Below are 19,860 nucleotides of genomic sequence, written 5' to 3'. Positions count from 1 at the left end.
GCTTTCGAGCGAGGTGGCCGTCGACCCAATCCTCGCGGCACCGTCTGGCACCCCGAATGTCGTTGCTGGCTGGCACACTCCGCCGCATGAGCTATGACCTGGCGGTGTGGGAAGGTGACCGGCCCGTTGACAACGCCGCAGCGCTGGCCACGTTCGAGGCACTCCATGAGAGGTTCGTCGGTAAGGGCGGTTTCCCACCGACGCCGCGCATCCGAGCCTACGTCGATGCCCTGCTTGAGCGGTGGATCGACCTCACCGAGGACGAACACGACGATAGCCCGTGGTCGACGGGGCCGCTGATCGGCGAGGCATCGGGACCGTTCATCTACTTTCCGATGGTGTACAGCCGTTGTACGGAAGTGTCTGCCGGTGCCGCACGCATCGCCGCTGAGCGTGGACTTGTCTGCTTCGATCCGCAGCTGGGCCTGCTTCGGCCTGCTCCGGAGGAGATGTAGGCACTTGGTGCGGGGCGGAGTGGGTTGGCATTCGCGGCAGGCTAGCGTCGGAGCGTGAGCATCGGATCTCCTCGTGTCCTGCCTGCCGATGGTGACCTCGGCGAGGCGGCTGCCGTGTTGCGTACGGGTGGTTTGGTGGTGTTTCCGACGGAGACGGTCTACGGGCTGGGCGCGAACGCGTTGGACGCGCGGGCGGCGGCCCGGATCTTCGAGGCCAAGCAGCGGCCGAGTTTCGATCCGCTGATCACCCATCTCGCAGACGCGGCGGATCTGGAACCGCTGGTGGGTCCGGTGTCGCCGGCCGTGGCGGCGCTGGCCGCCCGGTTCTGGCCGGGGCCGTTGACCCTGATCGTGGACCGACCGGAAAGGATTCCGCCGATCGTGACGTCCGGGCTGGACAGCATGGCGGTGCGGGTACCGGATCACGAGCACGCCCGACGGCTGATCGCCGCTGCCGGGGTTCCGGTGGCCGCGCCGAGCGCGAACCGGTTCGGCCAGCTCAGTCCGACCCGTGCCGAGCACGTGGTGCGTGGGCTGGGTGCGGCCGTGGACTTGGTGCTCGATGGCGGGCCTACCCGCTGTGGGATCGAGTCGACGATCGTGGACGCCCGGGGGGATCATCCGGTGGTGCTGCGGCTCGGTGCGTTGCCGGTGGAGGAGTTGGAGAAGGTGACCGGGCCGGTGACGGTGCGGCCGGGCAGCTCGGGGCAGCCGGTAGCACCGGGCACCTTGGCCGCGCACTACGCGCCACGTACGCCGTTGCGGCTGGTGTCGAGCGCGGAGTCGGCGGGTGCGGATCGTGGGTATCTGGCGTTCCGGGACGGGCCGGCGGGCGACTGGGCGGCGGTGGAGGTGCTCTCCGCCTCCGGTGACCTGACCGAGGCGGCGGCCCGCCTCTTCGACGCGTTGCATCGACTGGACGCCGCCAAGGTGACCGAGATCGTCGTGGAGCCGGTACCGGACACCGGTGTGGGGCGGGCCGTCAACGACCGGCTGCGCCGCGCCGCGGCCACCTGGGATCCCGCCACCTGACGCCGCTTGGTGCACCCTCGGCGCGGTTGGTGCCTGGCGCGACGACGGTGGCCTGGCGAGGAAGCAGCGACGGGCAAGCGACCGGCCGGGCAACGATCACGCTCCGTGCGCAGTGTGGTGTCGTCCGTCCGGGCCAACCGTGTCGACTCCGCTACTGGGAAACGGGCCGGGGCCGTGCGAGAGTGCCGGCTTTGATGCCACCAGCCCCCTCGGTCGTGTGCTCGCCGTCCGCCTGCTCGCCGTCCGCCTGCTCGGCCGTCCGCTCGTCGTCCGTCTGCTCGGTCTCATGGTCGCCATCGGTCCGCCCGTTCGTCTGTTCGCCGTCGGCCTGCGGGAAGCGTGCGACGAGGCGGGTGAGGGCGCCGTTGGCGAGGGTGGCGCCGAGCGCGGACCCGGTGGCGATGGTCCAGCCGACCGGCCCCAGCGGGGTGCAGCCGAAGAACTGGCTCAGGCCGGGGGTCTGCACCACCGCGGCCAGCACGCCGAAGGACGCGGCGGTCGAGGCGAGCACGGTCGGGCTGGTGCCGCCGGCCAGCACGGTCTGACCGAGTTGGGTGCCGACCAGGGAGACCAGGGCGACGGTGCCGGCGCGTCGGCGGGTGCCGGTGTAGCGGGCGAGCGTCCAGCCGGTGGTCGCGCCGAGGGTGGTGGCGGCGGCGCGCAACCCGATCTCCCGGTTCATGGTCTGGCCGAGTGAGCTGTCCGGTCCTTCGCGGAGCAGCCCGTCGGCGTGGTCGCCGGCCGGTGGCCGTACGGCGATGGCCAGTGCGGGTGCCAGGTCGGTGAGCAGGTTGACCAGCAGCAGTTGGCGTCCGTTGAGGGCGGCCCGGCCGGTGGCGGCGGCGGTCAGCACGCTGAAGGCGATCTCGCCGAGGTTGCCGCCGACGAGGATGCTCAGCGCGTGGCGGACCGAGGACCACATGGCCCGGCCTTCGACCAGGGTGGCGATGATGGTCTCCAGCCGGTCGTCGGTGACCACCAGGTCGGCCGCGGCACGCGCCGCCGGGGTGCCGCGCTGGCCGAGGGCGATGCCCACGTCGGCCAGCCGGATGGCGGGGGCGTCGTTGGCGCCGTCGCCGGTCATCGCGACGGTACGACCGCACTTCTGCAACGCCTGGATGATGCGGACCTTGTGGGCCGGGGTGCAGCGGGCGACCACGTCGGTGCCGGCCAGCCGTTCGGCGAGGGCGACGTCGTCGAGTTCGTCGAGTTCGGTGGCGGTGACCACCCGTTGGGCGTCGCCGTCGCTGATGGTGGCGGCGATCGCCTCGGCGGTTGCCGGATGGTCGCCGGTGATCATGATGGTGTGCACGCCCGCCTGGCGGATCCGGCGGACGGCCGGCGCGGCGCTGGCGCGTACCCCGTCGGCGATGGCCAGGAAACCGGTGAAGACCAGGCCGCGTACGACGTCGTCGGTGACGTCGGGGGCGGCGACGGTGCACTCGGCGACGGCGAGGATGCGGTGTCCCGCACCGGCCCGTTCGCCGAGCAGCCGGTGCAGTTCGGCGCGACCCGCGTCGTCGAGCGGTTCGTCGCGTCCGCCGACGCGGTTCGCGGAGCAGCGGGGTATCACGGCCTCCGGTGCGCCCTTCACGCTGAGCAGCAGCCCGTTGTCGGTCTCGCCGACGCTGGCGTGGTAGCCGCGCGACGGTTCGAACGGCAGACCACCGACGGCCCGCCAGCCGGCCGCCCCGTCGTGTTCCCCGACGCCGGCGGCGCGGGCGCCCCGCAGCACCGCCCGGTCGGTCTGCATGGAGAGTTCCTCGGGGTCGTCGGCGGCCGGGGTGGCCCGCAACGCCGCCGCCAGGGTGCGTCGCAGCCGGTCGTCGAGGTGTTCCGGCGGGGAGTACGAGTCGGCGTCACCCACCCCGGCCAGCATCAGGTGCCCCTCGGTGAGGGTGCCGGTCTTGTCGAAGCAGAGCACGTCGACCCGGCCCAGTGCCTCGATGGTGCGTGGGTTGCGGACCAGCGCACCGTGCTCGGCGAGCCGCCGGGCGGCGGCCAGTTGGGCGGCGCTGACCAGGAACGGCAGCCCCTCGGGCACCGAGGCGACGGCCAGGTTCGCGGCGGTCGCGGCCGTCTGGGCCAGCGGTACGCCCCGCAGCAGCCCGGCGCCGGCCACCGCGACCGCCGACCCGGCGGCCAGTGGGATGGCGGTGCGGGTCAGCTTGCCCAGGCGGGCCTCGACCCCGCTGACCGGTGGTGCCTGCCCGGCCAGGGCGAGGCTGCGTCCGGCCTCGGTGTCCGCGCCGGTGGCCACGACCACGGCGTCGCCACGGCCGGCGGCGATGCTGGTGCCTTCGTAGACCATCGAGGAGCGCTCGGCCACGGCGGCGGCGACCACCGGTTGGTCGGTCTTGGCGACCGGCAGCGACTCGCCGGTCAGCGAGGACTCGTCGGCTTCCAGTCCGACGGAGGTCAACACCCGGCAGTCGGCGGGTACGGCGTCGCCGGATTCGAGCACGATCACGTCGCCGGGGACGAGGTCGTCGGCGGGTACCACCCGTTCGACGCCGTCGCGGCGGACCCGGGCGGTCACCGCCGAGCGGGACAGCAGCTCGGCCAGCGACTTCTCCGTGTTGCGCTGGTGTACCGCGCCGACCAGTGCGGACGCTCCGACGACCCCGCCGACCAGGGCGGCGTCGACGAGCGAGCCGAAGCTGGCGGAGAGCACCGCGCCGGCGGCGAGCACCGGGGTGAGCGGGTTGGCGAGTTCGTCGACGAAGGCGCGCAGCAGCCCGCCGGGGCCGGCGGCCTCACCCGGGCGGGCGGAGTGTCGCCGCTGGGCCTCGGTCTCGGTCAACCCTTCGCGGCCGGTGCCGAGCTGGTCGATGACGGTGGGTACCGGCATCAGATGCCAGGCGGTGATCGCGGGTGCGGGGGCTGCGGTCGCTTCGGTCAACCGGCCGGCCCGCCACACTCCGTGGGCGAAGGCCAGCGCCGCCGCGCCGTTGACCGAGGCGAGCGTACGGCCGGGCAGCAGGGCCGGGTCGGCGGTGAAGGCGCCGAGGGCGCCGAGGCCGGTGCCGGCCAGTCCGATGCGCAGGTTCTGTGCGGTCATCCGCCGGGCCACCCCGGCGGCTTCGATGAGCAGCGCGACGACCCGCAGGTCGGTGCCGACCAGCAGGTGTGCCCCCCAGGGCGGTGGATCGTCGGGGTCGGCGAGGCCCAGGCCGCAGTCCGCGGCGGCCAGCGCCGAGCGGTCGCCGGAGACGAGCATCACCACCGCGCCCTCCCGTTGCAGGGCGCGTACCGATTCGGTGAGCTGGTCGTCGCCGGGCATCAGCGCGTCGGCGGAGGCGTACCGCTGCGGGTCGCCGCCGGCCACGACGAGTCGCAGGCCGGCCTGCCGGGCGACGGCCGGGAGGGCTTCGACACCGGGTGCCGGCTCCGCTTCGACCCGCAGCACGGCCGTGAGGGCGTCGGCCCGGGCCAGGCCGAGCAGGGTGCCGCCGCGGGCGCGGAGCCGTCGGCTGTCGTCGGTGTCGCCGGGGTCGGGCACGTCGAGCCGGTCCAGCGGGCCGAGCCGCCAGCCGTCGAGCTGGTGTACGTCGTGCGGTGCGGTCGGTTCGAAGAGGGTGAACGCCTGGGCGGCGACCTGGGACGTGTCGACGCCGGGCAACGGAGCCAGGTCGGCCAGGACACCCCGGTCGGAGCCGAGGACCCGGGCGTCGAGGACCAGCGTGTCGATGCGGTCGAGTTCGCGCAGCACGCTGCGGTCCATCGCGATGACGCCGCGCCGGGCGAGGATCCGGCCTAGTTGGGCCGCGTACCCCTCGCGCCCGCTGCCGGGCGCCTTGGGTAGCGCGGACAGGCCCAGGGCGGCGGCTCGTTTCGGGCCGACCACGGGCGTCGCCGCGGCGAAGGCGGCAGCGCCGCCGGCGAGCATCCGGTTGATGTACCGCTCGACCGAGCCGTCGGGCTTGGGGCAGGGCCGCTCGAAGCCGGGGGTACGGGCGACGGCGCGTTCCGGGTCGCCGGTGAGCCGGGGTTCGGCCTTCTCCCAGGCACGCAACTGGGCCAGCCCTTCCCCCCACTGCACGATCCGCTGTGCGCCGTCGAGCACTATTCCCGTCCAGCCGCCGGTCAGGCCCTGCACCACCGCCTCGGCGAGGGGGAAGAGGATGTCGGCGCGGGGGTCGCGACGTAGTCCCAGACCGGCGAGGGCGTGCAGCTTCGGGTGCAGGTCGATGGCGCTGAGCAGTCCGGAGACTTCGCCGGGAACCGGGGTGACGGGCAGGATCCGGGTGGCCGCGGAGATGGTCAGGCCGAGTGCGTCGGAGGCGAGGGCGCCGAGGGTCCGGGGGGTTCGTGGACCCTCCTCGGGTGGGTGCGGCGGTGGGATCTCCGGATCCGGTTCGTGTGGGCAGGTCCGTTCGACGCGGGAGATGGTGGCGACCAGTTCGCGTACCTTCGGTCCCGGTGTGTCGACGGCGACGACCACGCGGCCGGAGGGGGCGTTCACCCGCGCCCAGGTGACTCCCGGCATGCGTTCCAACGCCGTCTCGACCTGGCGGGCGAGGGTGTCGCCGCCGTCCTGGCAGACACCGTGGACCTCGATGTGGTGCCGGCCGGGGCGGGACCAGACCCGCCGGCTGCTCAGCCCGGCCGCCCGGGCGAACCGGGTCGCGGTGGCACCCACGCGGCGGGAGGCGGCTTCCACCACCGGAGGTACTCCGACGGCGCCAAACCGCATCTCCGCCTCCCACCGTTCGTGCCCGGCGGCCTGGCTTCCCGGCCGGACGTCCCTTATGCCCCGCAGAGCTGGGAAAAGTTTCCTGCTCGGCCGGGCATGGACGGCTGCGGCGGAGGAATCCGAGGTGGGCGTAGACGGTAGGGGGAGGCGAGATGAGTGCGCTGACACGACAGCTCAGTGGCACCCGGGAGTCGTTGCAGATGTTCACCCGCCGGGTGAACGTGCCGTTGCTTGGGGAGGTCGCGGTGCCGCCACCCGACAAGCTGACCTACTACGCCGGCATCGGGGTGCTGACCGCGCTCCAGGTGATCGAGTGGCCGTTGGCGCTGGTGATCACGGCCGGGCACCTGCTGGCCGACCAGCACCTGTCCGGTCTGGCCAAAGGGCTGGGCGAGGCGCTGGAGTCGGCCTGAGGTAAGCCGCGTCACCCTTGACCTGAAGGCGGGTTGAGGTCCGAGGCTTGCCCCATGCTGATCGCCCCGTCCCCGCTACCCGCCGAGTCGCTGTTCGCCCCTCGACTGCGGGCCATGACGGTGGGCAGCGTGGCGCTTGTCTCGTTGCTGGCGTTCGAGGCGTTGGCGGTCGGCACCGCCATGCCCACGGTCGCCCGGGCCCTGGACGGTCTCGCGTTGTACGGGATCGCCTTCGGTGGCCCGTTCGCGGCCGGCGTGGTGGCGATGGTGCTCTCCGGGATCTGGTGTGACCGGCGGGGTCCGCGTGCACCGATGTGGGCAGGTCTCGCCGGGTTCGTCGCCGGGTTGCTGCTCGCCGGCGCGGCCACCGACATGGCGACGCTGGTGGTGGGTCGGATCGTGCAGGGCTTCGGTTCGGGCCTGCTGTCGGTGGCGCTGTACGTGATTGTCGGGCAGGCGTACCCGGAGCGGTTGCACCGCCGCATCTTCGCCGCGTTCGCCGCGGCCTGGGTGGTCCCGTCGCTGGTCGGTCCGGTGGTGGCGGGGTTGGTCGTGGAGCACGTCGGCTGGCGGTGGGTGTTCCTGGCGGTGCCGGCGGTGGCGGTGCCGGCGGTGCTGTTGATCCATCCGGGACTGCGGTCGATCGGGGTGGCCGGTCCGGTCCGCCGCTCCGTCGGGGCGCTGGCGCGGATCGGCTGGGCCTGCGGGGCGGGGGTGAGCGCCGCACTGTTGCACATCGGGGGTCAGCAGCGCGGCGTCGCCGCCGCGTCGCTGGTCGGTATCGCCCTGGTCGGCATGCTGAGCTGCGTTCCGCGACTGCTGCCGGCCGGGTTCCTGCGCGCCGGTCGCGGCCTGCCCACCGTGGTCGGGCTGCGCGGGCTGGCCTCGGCCGCGTTCGTCGGTGCCGAGGTGGTGATCCCGTTGATGTTGTCGCGGGAGCGGGGATTCACGCCGACGGCGGCGGGGCTGGTGCTGACCACCGGGGCGCTGTCCTGGTCGCTCGGCTCGTGGTTGCAGGCGCGGATGAAGTCGCCCAGGTCCCGGGGCACGCTGCCGAGGGCCGGCCTCACCTGCATCACGGCCGGTACCGCGGTGGTGGGCGGCTGCGTCGTCCCGGCGGTGCCGGTGTGGGTGGGCGTTCTCGGCTGGGCGGTCGCCGGGCTCGGCATGGGCCTGCTCTTTCCGTCGCTGTCGGCGCTCACCCTGGAGTTGTCGGCTCCCGGCGAACAGGGGCGCAACAGCTCGTCGCTGCAACTGTGCGACTCGCTCGCGTCGGCGACGGTGCTGGCGCTGACCGGTGCGGTGCTCGCCGCCGGGGCGGCACCGGGCCGCTTCGCCTACGGGCTGACTCTCGCCGTGGCGGCCGGACTCGCCCTGGTCGGTGCCCTGCTCGCCGGTCGGGTCGTGCCGACGCCGCGTCCGGTATCGGTCTGACGGCCGGGTGCCTGCCGATCGGTGTCGGTTCGACCGGGCCGGGTGCCTGCTGGGAGCGGTGTCGGTCCGACCGGGCGAAGGGCCTGCCGACCCGGGCCGGGTGGTGGGTGGATCGCGGAACCGGCCGTGCGCGGTCGGGGTAGCCGGCAGGATGGGCTGGCGATGACCTTCCTGACGCTGCTGCCGTTGGCCGTGGTGATGGTCGCCGGCACGCAACTGGTGGCGGCGGTCTTCTTCGCCTCGTCCGACCGGCCCCGGGCCGCCTCGCTGGGCTATCTGGCGGGTGCGGCGCTCGTCGTCCTCGGTGGCACGACGCTGGCCTGGCTGGCGGTCCATCTATTCAAGATCAATTTCACCGGTGCGGGCCGGGGCACCGTCGAGCGGTGGATCGACTGGTTCGTGCTGGTGCTGCTCGCGGTGCTGGCGGTGGTGGTGTTCCTCCGCCGGCATTCGGGGCCGCCCCGGTGGATGGGTCAGCTCCAGCACGCCAGCCCCGGGTACGCGGCGAAGGTGGGCCTGCTGCTGTTCCTGGGGATGCCCTCCGACGACCTGACCATGGCCACCGTCGGCGCCAGCGCCGCCCGGCACGACCTGCCGTGGTGGCACCTGCTGCCCTTCGTACTGCTCACGTTGGCCCTGCTCGCCCTGCCACTGCTGGCGCTGCTGCTGCTCGGCCGCCGGGCGGCGGTGCTGCTGCCGCGGATCCGGGACTGGGCGAACAGCCACTCCTGGCTGGTCAGCGAGGCGGTCATCGGGCTCTTCGTGGTGCTCACCGTGCTCGACCTGGCGAAGTGAGTCCGCTCACAGCCGGTCACGTCGCGGTCGGGTCGTTCCGTCGAGCGGGCAGGCGACGAGGGAGGTTGACATGCGCGTACTGGTAACCGGCGCGGGCGGCACGCTGGGCCGGGAGGTGCTGCCCCGGCTGGTCGACGCGGGGTTCGAGGTGCGGGCCACCAGCCGCCGGCCGCGTACCGGGTCGGGGGTGCGGTGGGTGGTGGCGGACCTGGCCACCGGCGAAGGGATCGCCGCGGCGGTTACCGACGTGGACGCGGTGCTGCACCTGGCGTCCTCACCGACCCGGCGGACCCAGCAGATCGACGTGCTCGGCACCCGCCGCCTGGTCGATGCCGCGGCCGGCGCCGGAGTGCGGCACCTGGTGTACGTCTCGATCGTCGGCGTGGACCGGGTGCCCTACTCGTACTACCGGCACAAGCTGGCCGCCGAGCGGGTCGTCGCCGACGGGACGGTGCCGTGGACGGTGCTGCGGACCACCCAGTTCTTCCCGTTCATCGACGAGCTGCTGCGGCTGTCCAGCAAACTCGGCCCGGTCGTCGGTGACCGGGCGGTGCTGGCCCAGCCGGTCGACGCCGGCGAGGTGGCCGACAAGCTGGTCGAACTGCTCCGCGCCGGGGCACGCGGCGGCATCGTCGAGTACGGCGGCCCCGAGGTGCAGCGCTTCGACGAGGCGGTGCGGGCCTGGCGGCAGGCGCGGGGCTCCCGTCGCCCGCTGCTGCCGATCCGCTTTCCCGGCCGCCTCGGCCGGGAACTGCGCGGCGGTGGCCTGGTCACCGACGCCCGACCGACGGGCCGGCGGACCTGGGCCGACTACCTGTCCGACACGTACGGGCGAACAGCGGCGCGATGACACCTGCTCGGGTTCACGTTCGTCCTACCGTCGAGCCATGCTCACGTTCGTCATCACCAGCCTCCTGTACGTCTGCGGGTTCGTCTTCCTCTACGGCGTGATCCGGCTCGCGGTGCGGCACGCGATGGAGGACATCGAGGTGCGCCGCGTCCAGGCCGCGCGGGCGGAGGAGATGGCCGCCTCCCGGGACCGGGCGATGCTGGAGCGGCACGGCTTCCTGACCAACGAGGGCTGAGTTGCCGGCCTCCGGTCCCCGGTCCGCGTCGCCGGCCGCGGATGCGACGATCACAAGCGTGATGGGAACGCTGAAGACCGAGCCCGCCCGCACCCGCGCCGACCTGTTGGCCGCGCCGGTAGCCGCCGCGCTGGACCGGTGGCCGGCCGACGCGCCGGTGGACGTCGACGCGGTGCTGGTCGCGCCGATCGACGCCGACCTCGCCGACACCGCGGCGTTCTGCGCCGCGTACGACGTCGGGCTCGACGAGTCGGCCAACTGCGTGGTCGTGGCCGGTAAGCGCGAGGGGGTGACCCGGTACGCGGCCTGCCTGGTGCTCGCCACCACCCGGGCGGACGTGAACGGGGTGGCCCGCCGGGCGCTGGACGTCCGCAAGGCGAGCTTCGCGCCGATGGCCGACGCGGTGGAGCTGACCGGCATGGAGTACGGCGGGATCACGCCGATCGGGCTGCCGTTGCAGTGGCCGATCCTGGTCGACTCGCGGGTGGTGGCCACGCCGTACGTGGTGATCGGTTCGGGCGTACGACACAGCAAGATCGCGCTGCCGGGCCCGGCGCTGGCCGCGCTGCCCGGCGCGCGGGTGGTGGAGGACCTGGCCAGGCCGGCCTGACCGTCGACCGGAGTCGATGTCGTTGCACGTGAAACATCAACGACGTCGATGGCCGGTCAGGGTGCGGCGGCCTCGCGCTGCGCCACCTCGGTGAGGGCGGCGAGCAGGGTTTCCGGTTCCTGCGCCCCGGTGACCCCGTACCTGCCGGCGAGCACGAAGGTGGGCACGCTCGTCACCCCGAGCTGCCGGGCGGCGGCCAGCTCGGCCCGCAGCTCGGCGACCCCTTCGTCGGAGTCGAGGAAGCGGCGGGCCTCGTCGCCGTCCAGCCCGACGGTCGCGGCCACCCCAGCCAGCGCCTCCCGTGAGCCCACGTCGACGCCGTCGACGAAGTGGGCCCGGTGCAGAGCCTCGACCAGCTCACCGTCCCGGTCCCGCTGACCGGCCCAGTTGGTCAGCCGGTGCGCGTCGAAGGTGTTCGCCGCGATCGCCCGGTCGAAGCGCAGGTCCAGACCCACGCTGGCGCCCACCTCGACGACCCGGGCGACCATCTGCCGGGCCTGCTCCGGGCCACCGAACTTCTCGGCCAGCACGTCGAGGGTCGGACGGGGCGACGGCACCGGCGACGGGTCCAGCTGGAACGGCCGGTGCCGGACGGTCACCGTGCCGTCGTACGACGCGAGTGCCTGCGCCAACCGGCGGCGGCCGATCCAGCACCAGGGGCAGACCACGTCGGCGTAGATGTCGATCTCCATGACCGGAGACAACCCGCTGGCCGGCGGGTCTGTTCCCGGCTGCCGCCCGGGTCACGCCGCCTGTTCGCGCACCTGCCGCTTGAGCCGGGCGAGGATGGCGGTGCCGCCACGTACCCGCAGCGGGCTGATCGCCTGCGCCAGACCCATCCGCTGGTACAGGTCGTCCGGGACGGCGAGGACCTGCTCCGGGGTGGCGCCGGCCAGCCCTTCGGCGAGGATGCCGGCGAACGCCCGGGTGGTGGGTGCCTCCGGCGGGCAGTCGAACAGGGTGTCGACGGTGCCCTCGGACGTCACCTCGGCGCGCAGGAAGAACGGGGTCTGGCACTCCACGACCTGCTCCATGCCCTCGTGCCCGGGATGCCCGGCGGGCAGCGGCGGCACGGCGTCGGAGTACTCCAGCAGCATCTCCAGCACCACGTCGCGCGGCGCGGCGGCGAACTCGTCGACGATCTCGGCCAGCTTGCTCGGCATCTCGGGCATCCCGCCAGGCTACCGGCGGCCCTCCTCAGACCGTGGGCGACTGCTCGCTGATCTCGCTGAGCGCCGAGGTGGGGTCGAGCTGCATGGCGAGGTCGCCGAGGGAGACGATGCCGACCAGCTTGCGTTCGTTGTCGCAGACCAGAACGCGCCGGATGCCGCGCTCACGCATCAGCGACGCGGCCTCACCCGCGGTGCAGAACTGCTCGATCATGACGACCTCGCGGGTGACGATCGAACCGATGGTGGTGGTGCTGGCGTTGGCGTTCTCCGCCACCGCGCGTACCACGATGTCGCGGTCGGTCAGGATGCCGGCCAGGTTCGCGCCGTCGGTGACGACGACGTCGCCGATGTCGGCCTCCTTCATCACCCGGGCCGCCTCGTCCAGGGTGGTCTCCGCCGGCAGGTAGATCACCTGCCTGGTCATCACGTCAGCGACCCGGTAACCGGTCATGAGAGCCCCTCCAGAGCAACGTCGAGCCGATCGGAATGCGGTACCCCGTCACCTGACGGCTACACCATGTTTTCCGCCTACCCGTCCAACAGTTTCTCCAGCAGGTCCGCCACGGGTAGCTCGGTGCGCTCCCCGCTCGCCCGGTCGCGCAACTCGACGTACCCGTCGGCCAGTCGGCGTCCGACCACGACGGTGCGCGGGATGCCGATCAGCTCGGCGTCGGTGAACTTCACCCCGGCCGAGACGGCGGTCCGGTCGTCGACGAGTACCCGCAGGCCCGCGTCGGCGAGCCGGACGCCGAGGTCGAGCGCCGCGTCGAGCTGCGGACCCTTGCCGGCGGCCACCAGATGCACGTCGCACGGCGCGACCGAGGCCGGCCACACCAGTCCCCGATCGTCGTGGTGCTGCTCGGCGATCGCCGCCACCGCCCGGGACACCCCGATGCCGTAGCAGCCCATGGTGGGCCGGACCGGCTTGCCCTGTGGACCGAGCACGTCCACCGCGAAGGCGTCGGTGTAGCGGCGACCGAGCTGGAAGATGTGTCCGATCTCGATGCCCCGGCGCATGGTCAACCGGCCGGTGGCACAAGCCGGGCAGTGGTCACCGGGACGGACCTCGGCAGCCTCGACCGTGCCGTCGGGGGTGAAGTCCCGGCCGCACACCACGTTCGTGGCGTGCCGGCCCGGCTCGTTCGCCCCGGTCAGCCAGGCGGTGCCCGGCACCACCCGGGGATCGACCAGGTAGCGGACGCCGAGCTTGCCGAGGATCTGCGGCCCGAGATAGCCCCGCACCAGTTCGGGATGCTCGTTCCAGGCGTCGAAGACGTCCACCGTGGCCGGTGCCAGTGCGGCGGCCAGCCGTTTCAGGTCGACCTCCCGATCACCGGGCAGCCCGACAACCAGCAGTTCCGGCGCTTCGGCGCCCGGTCGGCGTACCGTCAGCACGACGTTCTTCAGGGTGTCGGCGGCAGACCAGTCGTCCCGGCCGGCCAGCCGGCGGTCGTTGGCCAGCGCGACCAGGCTGGCGATGGTCGGCGTCTCCGGCGTGTCGTGCACCTCGGTCGCCGGCTGCGCCTGCGGGTCGGCGGGCGCCGGTGCGGGTGTGGTCACCGCCTCGGTGTTCGCCGCGTAGTGGCAGTCGGTGCAGCCGACGTAGGTGTCCTCGCCGACCGGCGTGGTGGCCAGGAACTCCTCGGACGCGGAGCCACCCATCGCGCCCGACATCGCGTGCACCACCGTGTAGTCGAGGCCGAGCCGGTCGAAGGTCCGCTGGTACGCCGCGCGGTGCCGGCCGTACGCGGCCCGCAGGCCCTCGTCGTCCAGGTCGAAGGAGTACGCGTCCTTCATCAGGAACTCGCGTCCGCGCAGCAGACCGGCGCGGGGACGGGCCTCGTCGCGGAACTTGGTCTGGATCTGGAACAGCGTCACCGGCAGATCGCGGTACGAGGTGAACAGCTCCTTGACCAGCAGCGCGGCCAACTCCTCGTGGGTCGGTGCCAGCAGGTGCTCGGCACCGCGCCGGTCGGCCAGGGTGAAGATGTCGTCGCCGTACTCGGTCCACCGTCCGCTGGTGCGGTACGGCTCGGCGGGCAGCAGCGCCGGAAAGTGCACCTCCTGGTCGCCGATCGCGGTCATCTCGGCCCGCACGATCTCGGTGACCCGCTCCAGCACCAGCCGGCCCAGCGGCAGCCAGGTGTAGCCGCCCGGTGCCGCCCGTCGGATGTACCCGGCCCGCAGCAACAGCCGATGACTCGGCACCTCCGCGTCCGCCGGATCCTCCCGCAGGGTCCGAATCAGCGACGTCGACATCCGCAGCATCACCCCCGCACCCTAGAACCCCACCCCCCACCCCACCGACCCATTTCCCCCACCCCCACCCCACCCCCACCCACGCTCGGCGCGTTGATCAAGAAGTTTTGGTCGGGAAACGGCCGATCCATGACCAGAACTTCTTGATCAACCCGGAAAGGGCGGGGGGCGGAGAGGGTGGGGGGTGGGGGTGCGGGCGGGTGGTGGGTTATGGGTGGGGGGTGGTCAGGCCGGCGCGGTGGGCCATGACGGCGAGGGCGGTGCGGTCACGGGCGTTCAGTTTGGTGAGCAGGCGGCTGACGTACGTGCGGGCGGTCGCCGGGCTGATGAACAGGGCCCGGCCGATCTCGTCGTTGGTCTCGCCAAGACCGACCCGGGCCAGCACCGCCCGCTCCCGCTCGGTGAGCACGGACAGCCGGGGATCGGGTGGCGGTTGCTTCGGCGTCGCGGCGAGCCGTTCCATGACCCGGCGGGCGACCGTCGGCGAGAGCAGGTTCCCGCCGGCGGCGGCCGTGTGCACCGCCCGTCGCAGGTCGTCCGAGGGCGTGTCCTTCAGCAGGTAACCGGCGGCACCGAGACCGACCGCCTCGATGATGTCCTCGTCGTCGTCGAAGGTGGTGAGGATCAGCACCCGGGTGGCCGCCAGGGCGTCGTCGGCACGGATCGCCGCGGTGGCGGCCAGGCCGTCCATCACTGGCATCCGGACGTCCATCAGTACGACGTCCGGCCGCAACTGACGGGCCAGACGCAGCGCGGAACGGCCGTCGGCGGCCTCGCCGACCACGGTCAGCTGAGGATCGGCCGCCAGCAGGGTGCGGATCCCGGCGCGCACGAGATCCTGGTCGTCGACCACCAGCACGCTCGTCACGTCGGCTCCCGCAGGGGCAGCACCGCGCGTACCTCGAATCCCGTCTGCCGGTGCCCGGCGGTGAGGGTGCCACCGAGGCTCTCGGCCCGTTCCCGCATCCCCGCGATGCCGTGCCCGGTTCGAGCCACCGTCGGCCCGAACCGGCCGTTCGCGGTTTCGGGGTAGGTCGGCGCCCCGGCCGGCTCTGCGCCGCCCGTCGGCTCTGCGCCGCCCGTCGGCTCTGCGCCGCCCGTCGGCTCTGCGCCGCCCGTCGGCTCTGCGCCGCTGGGCGGCTCTGCGCCGCTGGGCGGCTCTGCGCCGCTGGGCGGCTCTGCGCCGCTGGGCGGCTCTGCGCCGGGTGCCGGGTCGGAGCCGGTGTCGGTCACGGTGACGGTGAGTTGGTCGCCGTGCTGCTCGGCACAGATCTGGACGCGGCTGCCGGCGGAGTGCCGGACCACGTTCGTGACCGCCTCCTGCACGATCCGGAACGCGGCGGCCTCGACAGGTGCCGGTAGGGGCGTGTCGACGGCCACCCGCACGTCGACGTCGAAGCCGGCGGCCGAGGCGGCCAACGTCACCGCGTCGAGGTTGGCCAGCGAGACCACCGTGCGTGGTGGGTCACCCGGTGATCGCAGCAGGGTCACCGTCCGCCGCAGGTCGTCCATGCTGCGGCGGGCGGTGGACCGGATCAGCTCCAGCGCCGACCGGGCGGCGGTCTCGTCCCGGCCCAGCGCCTCCCGGGCGACGTCGGCGTGCAGGGCGATCACCGAGGTGGTGTGGCCGAGGGAGTCGTGCAGGTCACGGGCGATCGCCATCCGCTCGTCCCGGAGGCGGGCCTGTGCCTCCTGCCGGTACCGGGCCTCGGTCAGTTCGGCGATCCGGCGGGCGTCCGCCTGGGCGGCGCGGCGGGACCGCAGGCTGTCACCGAGGGCGATCGCCGCCCCCATGAGCAGGACGTGCCCAGCCAGCTCGTAACCGACGACGAAGGAGAAGTCCTGTCCCTCGGCCAGCCGGAAGACCACCGACACCACGACCACCAGCACGGCGGCGACGATCGAGGCGGCGATCCGGCCGTGCTCGGCCGCCGAGAACAGGGCGGCGGCGACCGGCACGGCCAGCCCGATGGCCGGATAGCCGGCGGCGTAGTAGGCGAACAGGCCGAGCACGCTGACCGCCAGCACCAGCACCGGGTAGCGCCGCCGGACCAGCATCAGCGCGCCCAGGCCGACCGCCCACAGGTACGCGAGCTGGTCCGGCCCGTGCCGGCCACCCTCGTTCGCGGTGATGACGACCGACACGGTGCCGGCCACGCCCGCGCCGAGGAGCGCGTCGGTGACCCAGGGACGTACCCTCCGCTGCGTCGACTGGCCGGCCACGAAATCAGCGTACGGCGAGGTCGGGGCCCCCGGAGTCGTCGGAAGGCGACACCGGGGATCGCTCACCGACGTACCGTGACCGCGATCCCGGGCCGATGGCGCGGCCACCGATCGTTCCTAGCGTTGCCGGCATGACCATGTCATCTCGCCCGGCTCTCGGGCTTCCGTTGCCCGCCCTGCTCGGGTTGGCGCTGCTCGGCCTGCCCCGGGTGGTGCTGCACGACCTGGATCTGGTGCACGAGCGCACCTTCGTCAACCTGCTGCTGGTGGTGGTACCGCCGATCGTGTGGATCACCGTGGCCCTGGTGAAGCGGGTGCCCAACCCGTTCCTGACCCTGCTGGCCGTCGGCGTGCTGTACGGCGTCCTGCTGGCCCTGACCCATCAGTTGCTCTGGCACGTGGCCTTCGACGCCCCGCCGACCCTCGGCGGCAACCTGACCGACCTCGCGCCGGGTACGCAGGCCGTCATCGTGCGGATCTTCGCCGTGATCAGCAGCCTGTTCACCGGTGTCATCGTCGGCGTAGTCACGGGCGTGATCGCCTGGGCCATCTCCCGCACCCGTCCCTGATGCCGATCTTGGCACGGCGGCGCCCTCGACGGGGCATCCCCGCACCAAGATCTGTGGAAGTTGGGTCGGTGACGAATTCGACGTTCTAGGTTCGGGTATGGGGTGGGCGAGTTGACCGGTGGTGGGGGTGGGAGCGTTGTTCACTGACGTGCGGAAGGTCGAGGTTGGGGTGCTCGACGTCGGTTATGTCGACGCCGGTCCGCCGGACGGTCCGGTGGTGCTCCTGCTGCACGGCTGGCCGTACGACATCCACAGCTACGCCGAGGTCGTTCCCCTGCTGACCAGCGCCGGTCACCGGGTGCTGCTGCCCTACGCGCGCGGCTACGGCAGCACCCGGTTCCGGTCCGCCGACACGATGCGAAACGGCGAGCCGGCCGCCCTCGCGGTCGACACCGTGGCGTTCCTCGACGCGCTGGAGGTCGAGCGGGCGACGCTGGCCGGGTACGACTGGGGTGGCCGCAGCGCCGGCATCGTCGCCGCGCTCTGGCCGGAGCGCTGCCACGGCCTGGTCGCGGTGAGCGGCTACCTGATCGAGGGTCAGGCGTCGGGTCGGGTGCCGCTGTCCCCGGCGGCCGAGTACTCCTGGTGGTACCAGTACTACTTCGCCACCGAACGCGGCCGGGAGGGCTACGCGCGCAACACCCGCGACTTCGCCAGGCTGATCTGGCGGACGGCCTCGCCGAGGTGGGACTTCGACGACGCCACCTTCGACCGCAGCGCGGCGGCGCTCGACAACCCGGACCACGTCGACATCGTCATCCACAACTACCGGTGGCGGCTCGGCCTCGCCGACGGGGAGCCGCAGTACGCGGACGTGGCGAAGCGGCTGGCCGACCGGCCGCCGATCACCGTGCCGACGATCAGCCTGGAAGGGGACGCCAACGGTTCACCCCACCCGGAACCCGAGGCGTACGCCAAACAGTTCACCGGCCCGTACGAGCACCGTACGGTCGGCGGCGGGGTGGGGCACAACTTTCCGCAGGAGGCACCGCAGGCCTTCGCCGACGCCGTGCTGACGGTCGCCTCCCGCTGACCGGGTGGCGGCTATTGACCTCGTATGACATGGCGTCTTCGGTAGAAGAAGTTGCATGACCACCCACCCCGCCGGACCAGCGCTCGGTGGTCCGCCCGGTTGCGGCGACGCCGCTGATCCAATCCGGTTCCGGCATCATGCGGCCTCCGGCGGCCGGGAAGCCCCCAGATGCCGCAACCGGAGAGCGCCGGACGCCCCGTATCCGGTGACCGACTAGCGGCGGGAGCGGGTGGCCGAGGCGAGTCGCCGCGTCACAGGGCGTGGCATCCCGTCTCACGGCCCGGTGCGACGGGCGTGGCGTGGTGTGGATCAGCGGAGCTTGGTGTCGGCGACGAAGCGACGCCAGGCGGTCGGGGCGAAGGTGAGCACCGGGCCGGGGGCGTCCTTGCTGTCGCGTACGCCGACCACGCCGGGCAGGTTGTCGGCCACCTCCACACACTCGCTGTTGCCGCTGCGGGTGGACTTGCGCCAGGTCGCGCCGGTCAGATCGTGGACCACGACTCCATCACTTCCTTCATCAGCAGCTCGGACTGTCCCTTGGGGAGGGCGACGCTGCGGATGCCGTCCCACCTAGCGTGCAGGGTAGCGAGTTCCTCGGCCTTGTCGATTGTCGCGCCATCGACCTGGTTCTCCAGATACCCGGTCCAGTCACCGTCGCCTCCCCGAGCCAGGGTGAACGGACCGGAAAGTCCCACATGCACGCTTACCTCGATCGGAATTACGAGGATCATCACGCCGCCGCGCTTCACACATTCGAGCAGGTGGTCAATCTGCTGCGTCATGATGCCCCGGAAACTCTCGTCGACCCTGCGCAGCGTGGCCTCCTCGATCACCGCGAAGAGGATCGGTGGGTTGTCGGCCCGAGTCAGAATCGCCTGCCGGTCCATTCGGATCGCCACCCGCCGCTCCACCTCGTCCTCGCTGAGCAGGTCGTCGGCGCGGATCACCGCTCGGGCGTAGTGCTCGGTCTGGAGCAGCCCCGGGATCAGGGTCGGGTGGTAGCAGCGCAACTGGGTGGCGCTGCGCTCGGCGTCCAGCCAGGGCCGCAGGAAGTGTGGCTGGCCGTGCAGTTCGGCGATGCGCAGCAGTCCCAGCAGCAGGCCGTCGCTGTTCAGCACCTCGTCGGCCCGCTTGAGGAACAGCCGGTCGAACGGTCGTTGCCCCAGCTCGATCGCGGAGATCTGCGAGCCGGAGAAGTGCACCTGCTTACCGAAATCCTCCTGGGTCAGATCGGCGGCCAGCCGCAGCCGACGCAACTGTGCCCGGATCAGTTCGGCGGTCGGCTCGGATTCCACAGTGCCTCCACGATCGATCGGCTGCTCATGTGGGCTTCCCGGCCGGGGCCAGCTCTGCCACGGCCGGTGTCGATGTCTTCCGACAGTAGTCACCCGGTCACCACACTGTCACCTGGTGGTCCTGCTCCCATCCATCGGGGACGGGGTGGGGCTGCGCCGGGGCCGCCCCCGCTCTCCCCCGTGCCGGGGCGGCCCCTTCCCTTTTTCGCCGCAGGAGGTGGAGATGCCCGACCCGAACCAGCCTGGCCGTCCAGCCGCACAGTCGGCGGTGGAGCGTGGTGATCCGAGTCCGCAGCCAGTGGCGGAGCGTGGTGACCGGGCGCGGAAGGTGGCCGTACCGTCTCGTGGTCGGGCCGGGATGCCCGTGCCGCGCCGCGGACCGGCAGCCGAGCGGCCCCGGCGGCACCCACTGGACGGCCCGCAGCATCTGCCGCTCCGCCCGCTCTGGTTGTGCCGCGCCTGCGGGCTGTCCTGGCCGTGCGCCGAGGCCCGGCTGCTGCTCCGCGTCGAGTACGACAACCGCTGGCTGGACCTGGCCGTCTACCTGTCCGGGCTCTACTACGAGGCGACCCACGACCTGTTCCGGCTGAACCCGGAGGGCGGCCCGACCCCGCGCGAGCTGTTCCAGCGGTTCGTGGTGTGGGGCCCGTACCGTCGCCCGGCCGTCGCCCTGCCGCCGGCCTGCACCGGACGCTGCCGCACCATCTGACCCGGACCCGTCCCGCGCCGCCGGGGCCGGAGTCCTTCACGGCGCTGCGGGCCCGGAGCCGGCGGACGTCGTGTTGATCG

20 protein-coding genes are annotated in these 19,860 nt (G+C 72.7%); 11 read left to right on the top strand and 9 right to left on the bottom strand.

The features are described 5' to 3' along the window. Positions 1-86 precede the first annotated feature (86 nt). The gene (locus V5O40_RS03895; RefSeq protein WP_332904176.1) at positions 87-455 is read left to right on the top strand and encodes a hypothetical protein; all 369 of its coding nucleotides are present in this window, start codon (positions 87-89) and stop codon (positions 453-455) included. Between the two features lie 78 nt (positions 456-533). Then, positions 534-1,487: an L-threonylcarbamoyladenylate synthase gene (locus tag V5O40_RS03890; protein ID WP_332904209.1), complete on the top strand. Its 954-nt coding sequence runs from the start codon at positions 534-536 to the stop codon at positions 1,485-1,487. A gap of 151 nt (positions 1,488-1,638) precedes the next feature. On the opposite strand, the gene V5O40_RS03885 is transcribed toward V5O40_RS03890, so the two are convergent. Continuing rightward, positions 1,639-6,183, bottom strand: coding sequence for an HAD-IC family P-type ATPase (locus V5O40_RS03885; protein ID WP_332904175.1), 4,545 nt, complete (start codon positions 6,181-6,183; stop codon positions 1,639-1,641). 152 nt (positions 6,184-6,335) lie between these two features. On the opposite strand from V5O40_RS03885, the gene V5O40_RS03880 reads away from it, so the two are divergent. The 6 genes from V5O40_RS03880 to V5O40_RS03855 all read left to right on the top strand — a co-directional run bounded on the left by V5O40_RS03880 (position 6,336) and on the right by V5O40_RS03855 (position 10,520). Then, on the top strand, positions 6,336-6,596 hold the full coding sequence (locus V5O40_RS03880; RefSeq protein ID WP_269740538.1) for a hypothetical protein: 261 nt from the start codon (positions 6,336-6,338) through the stop codon (positions 6,594-6,596). Between the two features lie 54 nt (positions 6,597-6,650). Then, positions 6,651-8,030, top strand: coding sequence for an MFS transporter (locus V5O40_RS03875; protein WP_332904174.1), 1,380 nt, complete (start codon positions 6,651-6,653; stop codon positions 8,028-8,030). 162 nt (positions 8,031-8,192) lie between these two features. Next, on the top strand, positions 8,193-8,825 hold the full coding sequence (locus V5O40_RS03870; RefSeq protein ID WP_332904173.1) for a GAP family protein: 633 nt from the start codon (positions 8,193-8,195) through the stop codon (positions 8,823-8,825). Between the two features lie 70 nt (positions 8,826-8,895). Beyond that, the gene (locus tag V5O40_RS03865) at positions 8,896-9,675 is read left to right on the top strand and encodes an SDR family oxidoreductase (protein ID WP_332904172.1); all 780 of its coding nucleotides are present in this window, start codon (positions 8,896-8,898) and stop codon (positions 9,673-9,675) included. A 37-nt stretch (positions 9,676-9,712) separates the two neighbouring features. Then, a complete protein-coding gene (locus V5O40_RS03860) occupies positions 9,713-9,910 on the top strand; it encodes a hypothetical protein (RefSeq protein ID WP_093409275.1) in 198 nt (65 codons plus the stop codon). 61 nt (positions 9,911-9,971) lie between these two features. Continuing rightward, positions 9,972-10,520 (top strand): YbaK/EbsC family protein, encoded by a 549-nt coding sequence (locus tag V5O40_RS03855; protein ID WP_332904208.1) that lies wholly within the window; start codon positions 9,972-9,974, stop codon positions 10,518-10,520. Between the two features lie 56 nt (positions 10,521-10,576). Here the strand turns inward: V5O40_RS03855 and V5O40_RS03850 are convergent, their stop codons facing one another. The 6 genes from V5O40_RS03850 to V5O40_RS03825 all read right to left on the bottom strand — a co-directional run bounded on the left by V5O40_RS03850 (position 10,577) and on the right by V5O40_RS03825 (position 16,174). Beyond that, a complete protein-coding gene (locus V5O40_RS03850; RefSeq protein ID WP_332904171.1) occupies positions 10,577-11,212 on the bottom strand; it encodes a DsbA family oxidoreductase in 636 nt (211 codons plus the stop codon). A 51-nt stretch (positions 11,213-11,263) separates the two neighbouring features. After that, entirely contained in the window at positions 11,264-11,692 is a 429-nt protein-coding gene (locus V5O40_RS03845; RefSeq protein ID WP_332904170.1) for a SufE family protein, read from the bottom strand. 25 nt (positions 11,693-11,717) lie between these two features. Next, complete coding sequence (locus V5O40_RS03840) at positions 11,718-12,143, bottom strand: CBS domain-containing protein (protein ID WP_269740532.1); 426 nt, start codon at positions 12,141-12,143, stop codon at positions 11,718-11,720. 77 nt (positions 12,144-12,220) lie between these two features. Beyond that, positions 12,221-13,963: a proline--tRNA ligase gene (locus V5O40_RS03835; protein WP_332904169.1), complete on the bottom strand. Its 1,743-nt coding sequence runs from the start codon at positions 13,961-13,963 to the stop codon at positions 12,221-12,223. 196 nt (positions 13,964-14,159) lie between these two features. Continuing rightward, complete coding sequence (locus V5O40_RS03830; protein ID WP_332904168.1) at positions 14,160-14,819, bottom strand: response regulator transcription factor; 660 nt, start codon at positions 14,817-14,819, stop codon at positions 14,160-14,162. Beyond that, positions 14,816-16,174, bottom strand: a complete 1,359-nt coding sequence (locus V5O40_RS03825; RefSeq protein WP_332904167.1) for a histidine kinase — start codon at positions 16,172-16,174, stop codon at positions 14,816-14,818. The genes V5O40_RS03830 and V5O40_RS03825 overlap by 4 nt, the downstream gene beginning before the upstream one ends. A 131-nt stretch (positions 16,175-16,305) precedes the next feature. Between V5O40_RS03825 and V5O40_RS03820 the strand changes: the two genes are divergently transcribed. Both V5O40_RS03820 and V5O40_RS03815 read left to right on the top strand, forming a co-directional pair. Next, a complete protein-coding gene (locus V5O40_RS03820; RefSeq protein WP_332904166.1) occupies positions 16,306-16,743 on the top strand; it encodes a hypothetical protein in 438 nt (145 codons plus the stop codon). A gap of 136 nt (positions 16,744-16,879) precedes the next feature. Further along, positions 16,880-17,776: an alpha/beta fold hydrolase gene (locus V5O40_RS03815; RefSeq protein WP_332904165.1), complete on the top strand. Its 897-nt coding sequence runs from the start codon at positions 16,880-16,882 to the stop codon at positions 17,774-17,776. 309 nt (positions 17,777-18,085) lie between these two features. Here V5O40_RS03815 and V5O40_RS03810 read toward each other — a convergent pair whose 3' ends face one another. Both V5O40_RS03810 and V5O40_RS03805 read right to left on the bottom strand, forming a co-directional pair. Beyond that, on the bottom strand, positions 18,086-18,274 hold the full coding sequence (locus V5O40_RS03810) for a DUF397 domain-containing protein (protein ID WP_332904164.1): 189 nt from the start codon (positions 18,272-18,274) through the stop codon (positions 18,086-18,088). Beyond that, on the bottom strand, positions 18,259-19,071 hold the full coding sequence (locus V5O40_RS03805; protein WP_332904163.1) for a helix-turn-helix domain-containing protein: 813 nt from the start codon (positions 19,069-19,071) through the stop codon (positions 18,259-18,261). Before V5O40_RS03805 ends, V5O40_RS03810 begins: the two co-directional genes overlap by 16 nt. A gap of 358 nt (positions 19,072-19,429) precedes the next feature. Between V5O40_RS03805 and V5O40_RS03800 the strand changes: the two genes are divergently transcribed. Next, on the top strand, positions 19,430-19,780 hold the full coding sequence (locus tag V5O40_RS03800) for a hypothetical protein (protein ID WP_332904162.1): 351 nt from the start codon (positions 19,430-19,432) through the stop codon (positions 19,778-19,780). Positions 19,781-19,860 lie beyond the last annotated feature (80 nt).

This window comes from Micromonospora palythoicola (assembly GCF_036689795.1).
GTDB lineage: Bacteria > Actinomycetota > Actinomycetes > Mycobacteriales > Micromonosporaceae > Micromonospora > Micromonospora palythoicola.
Note: the sequence above shows the minus strand (reverse complement) of the source record. Positions and strands in the feature narration are given on the sequence as shown.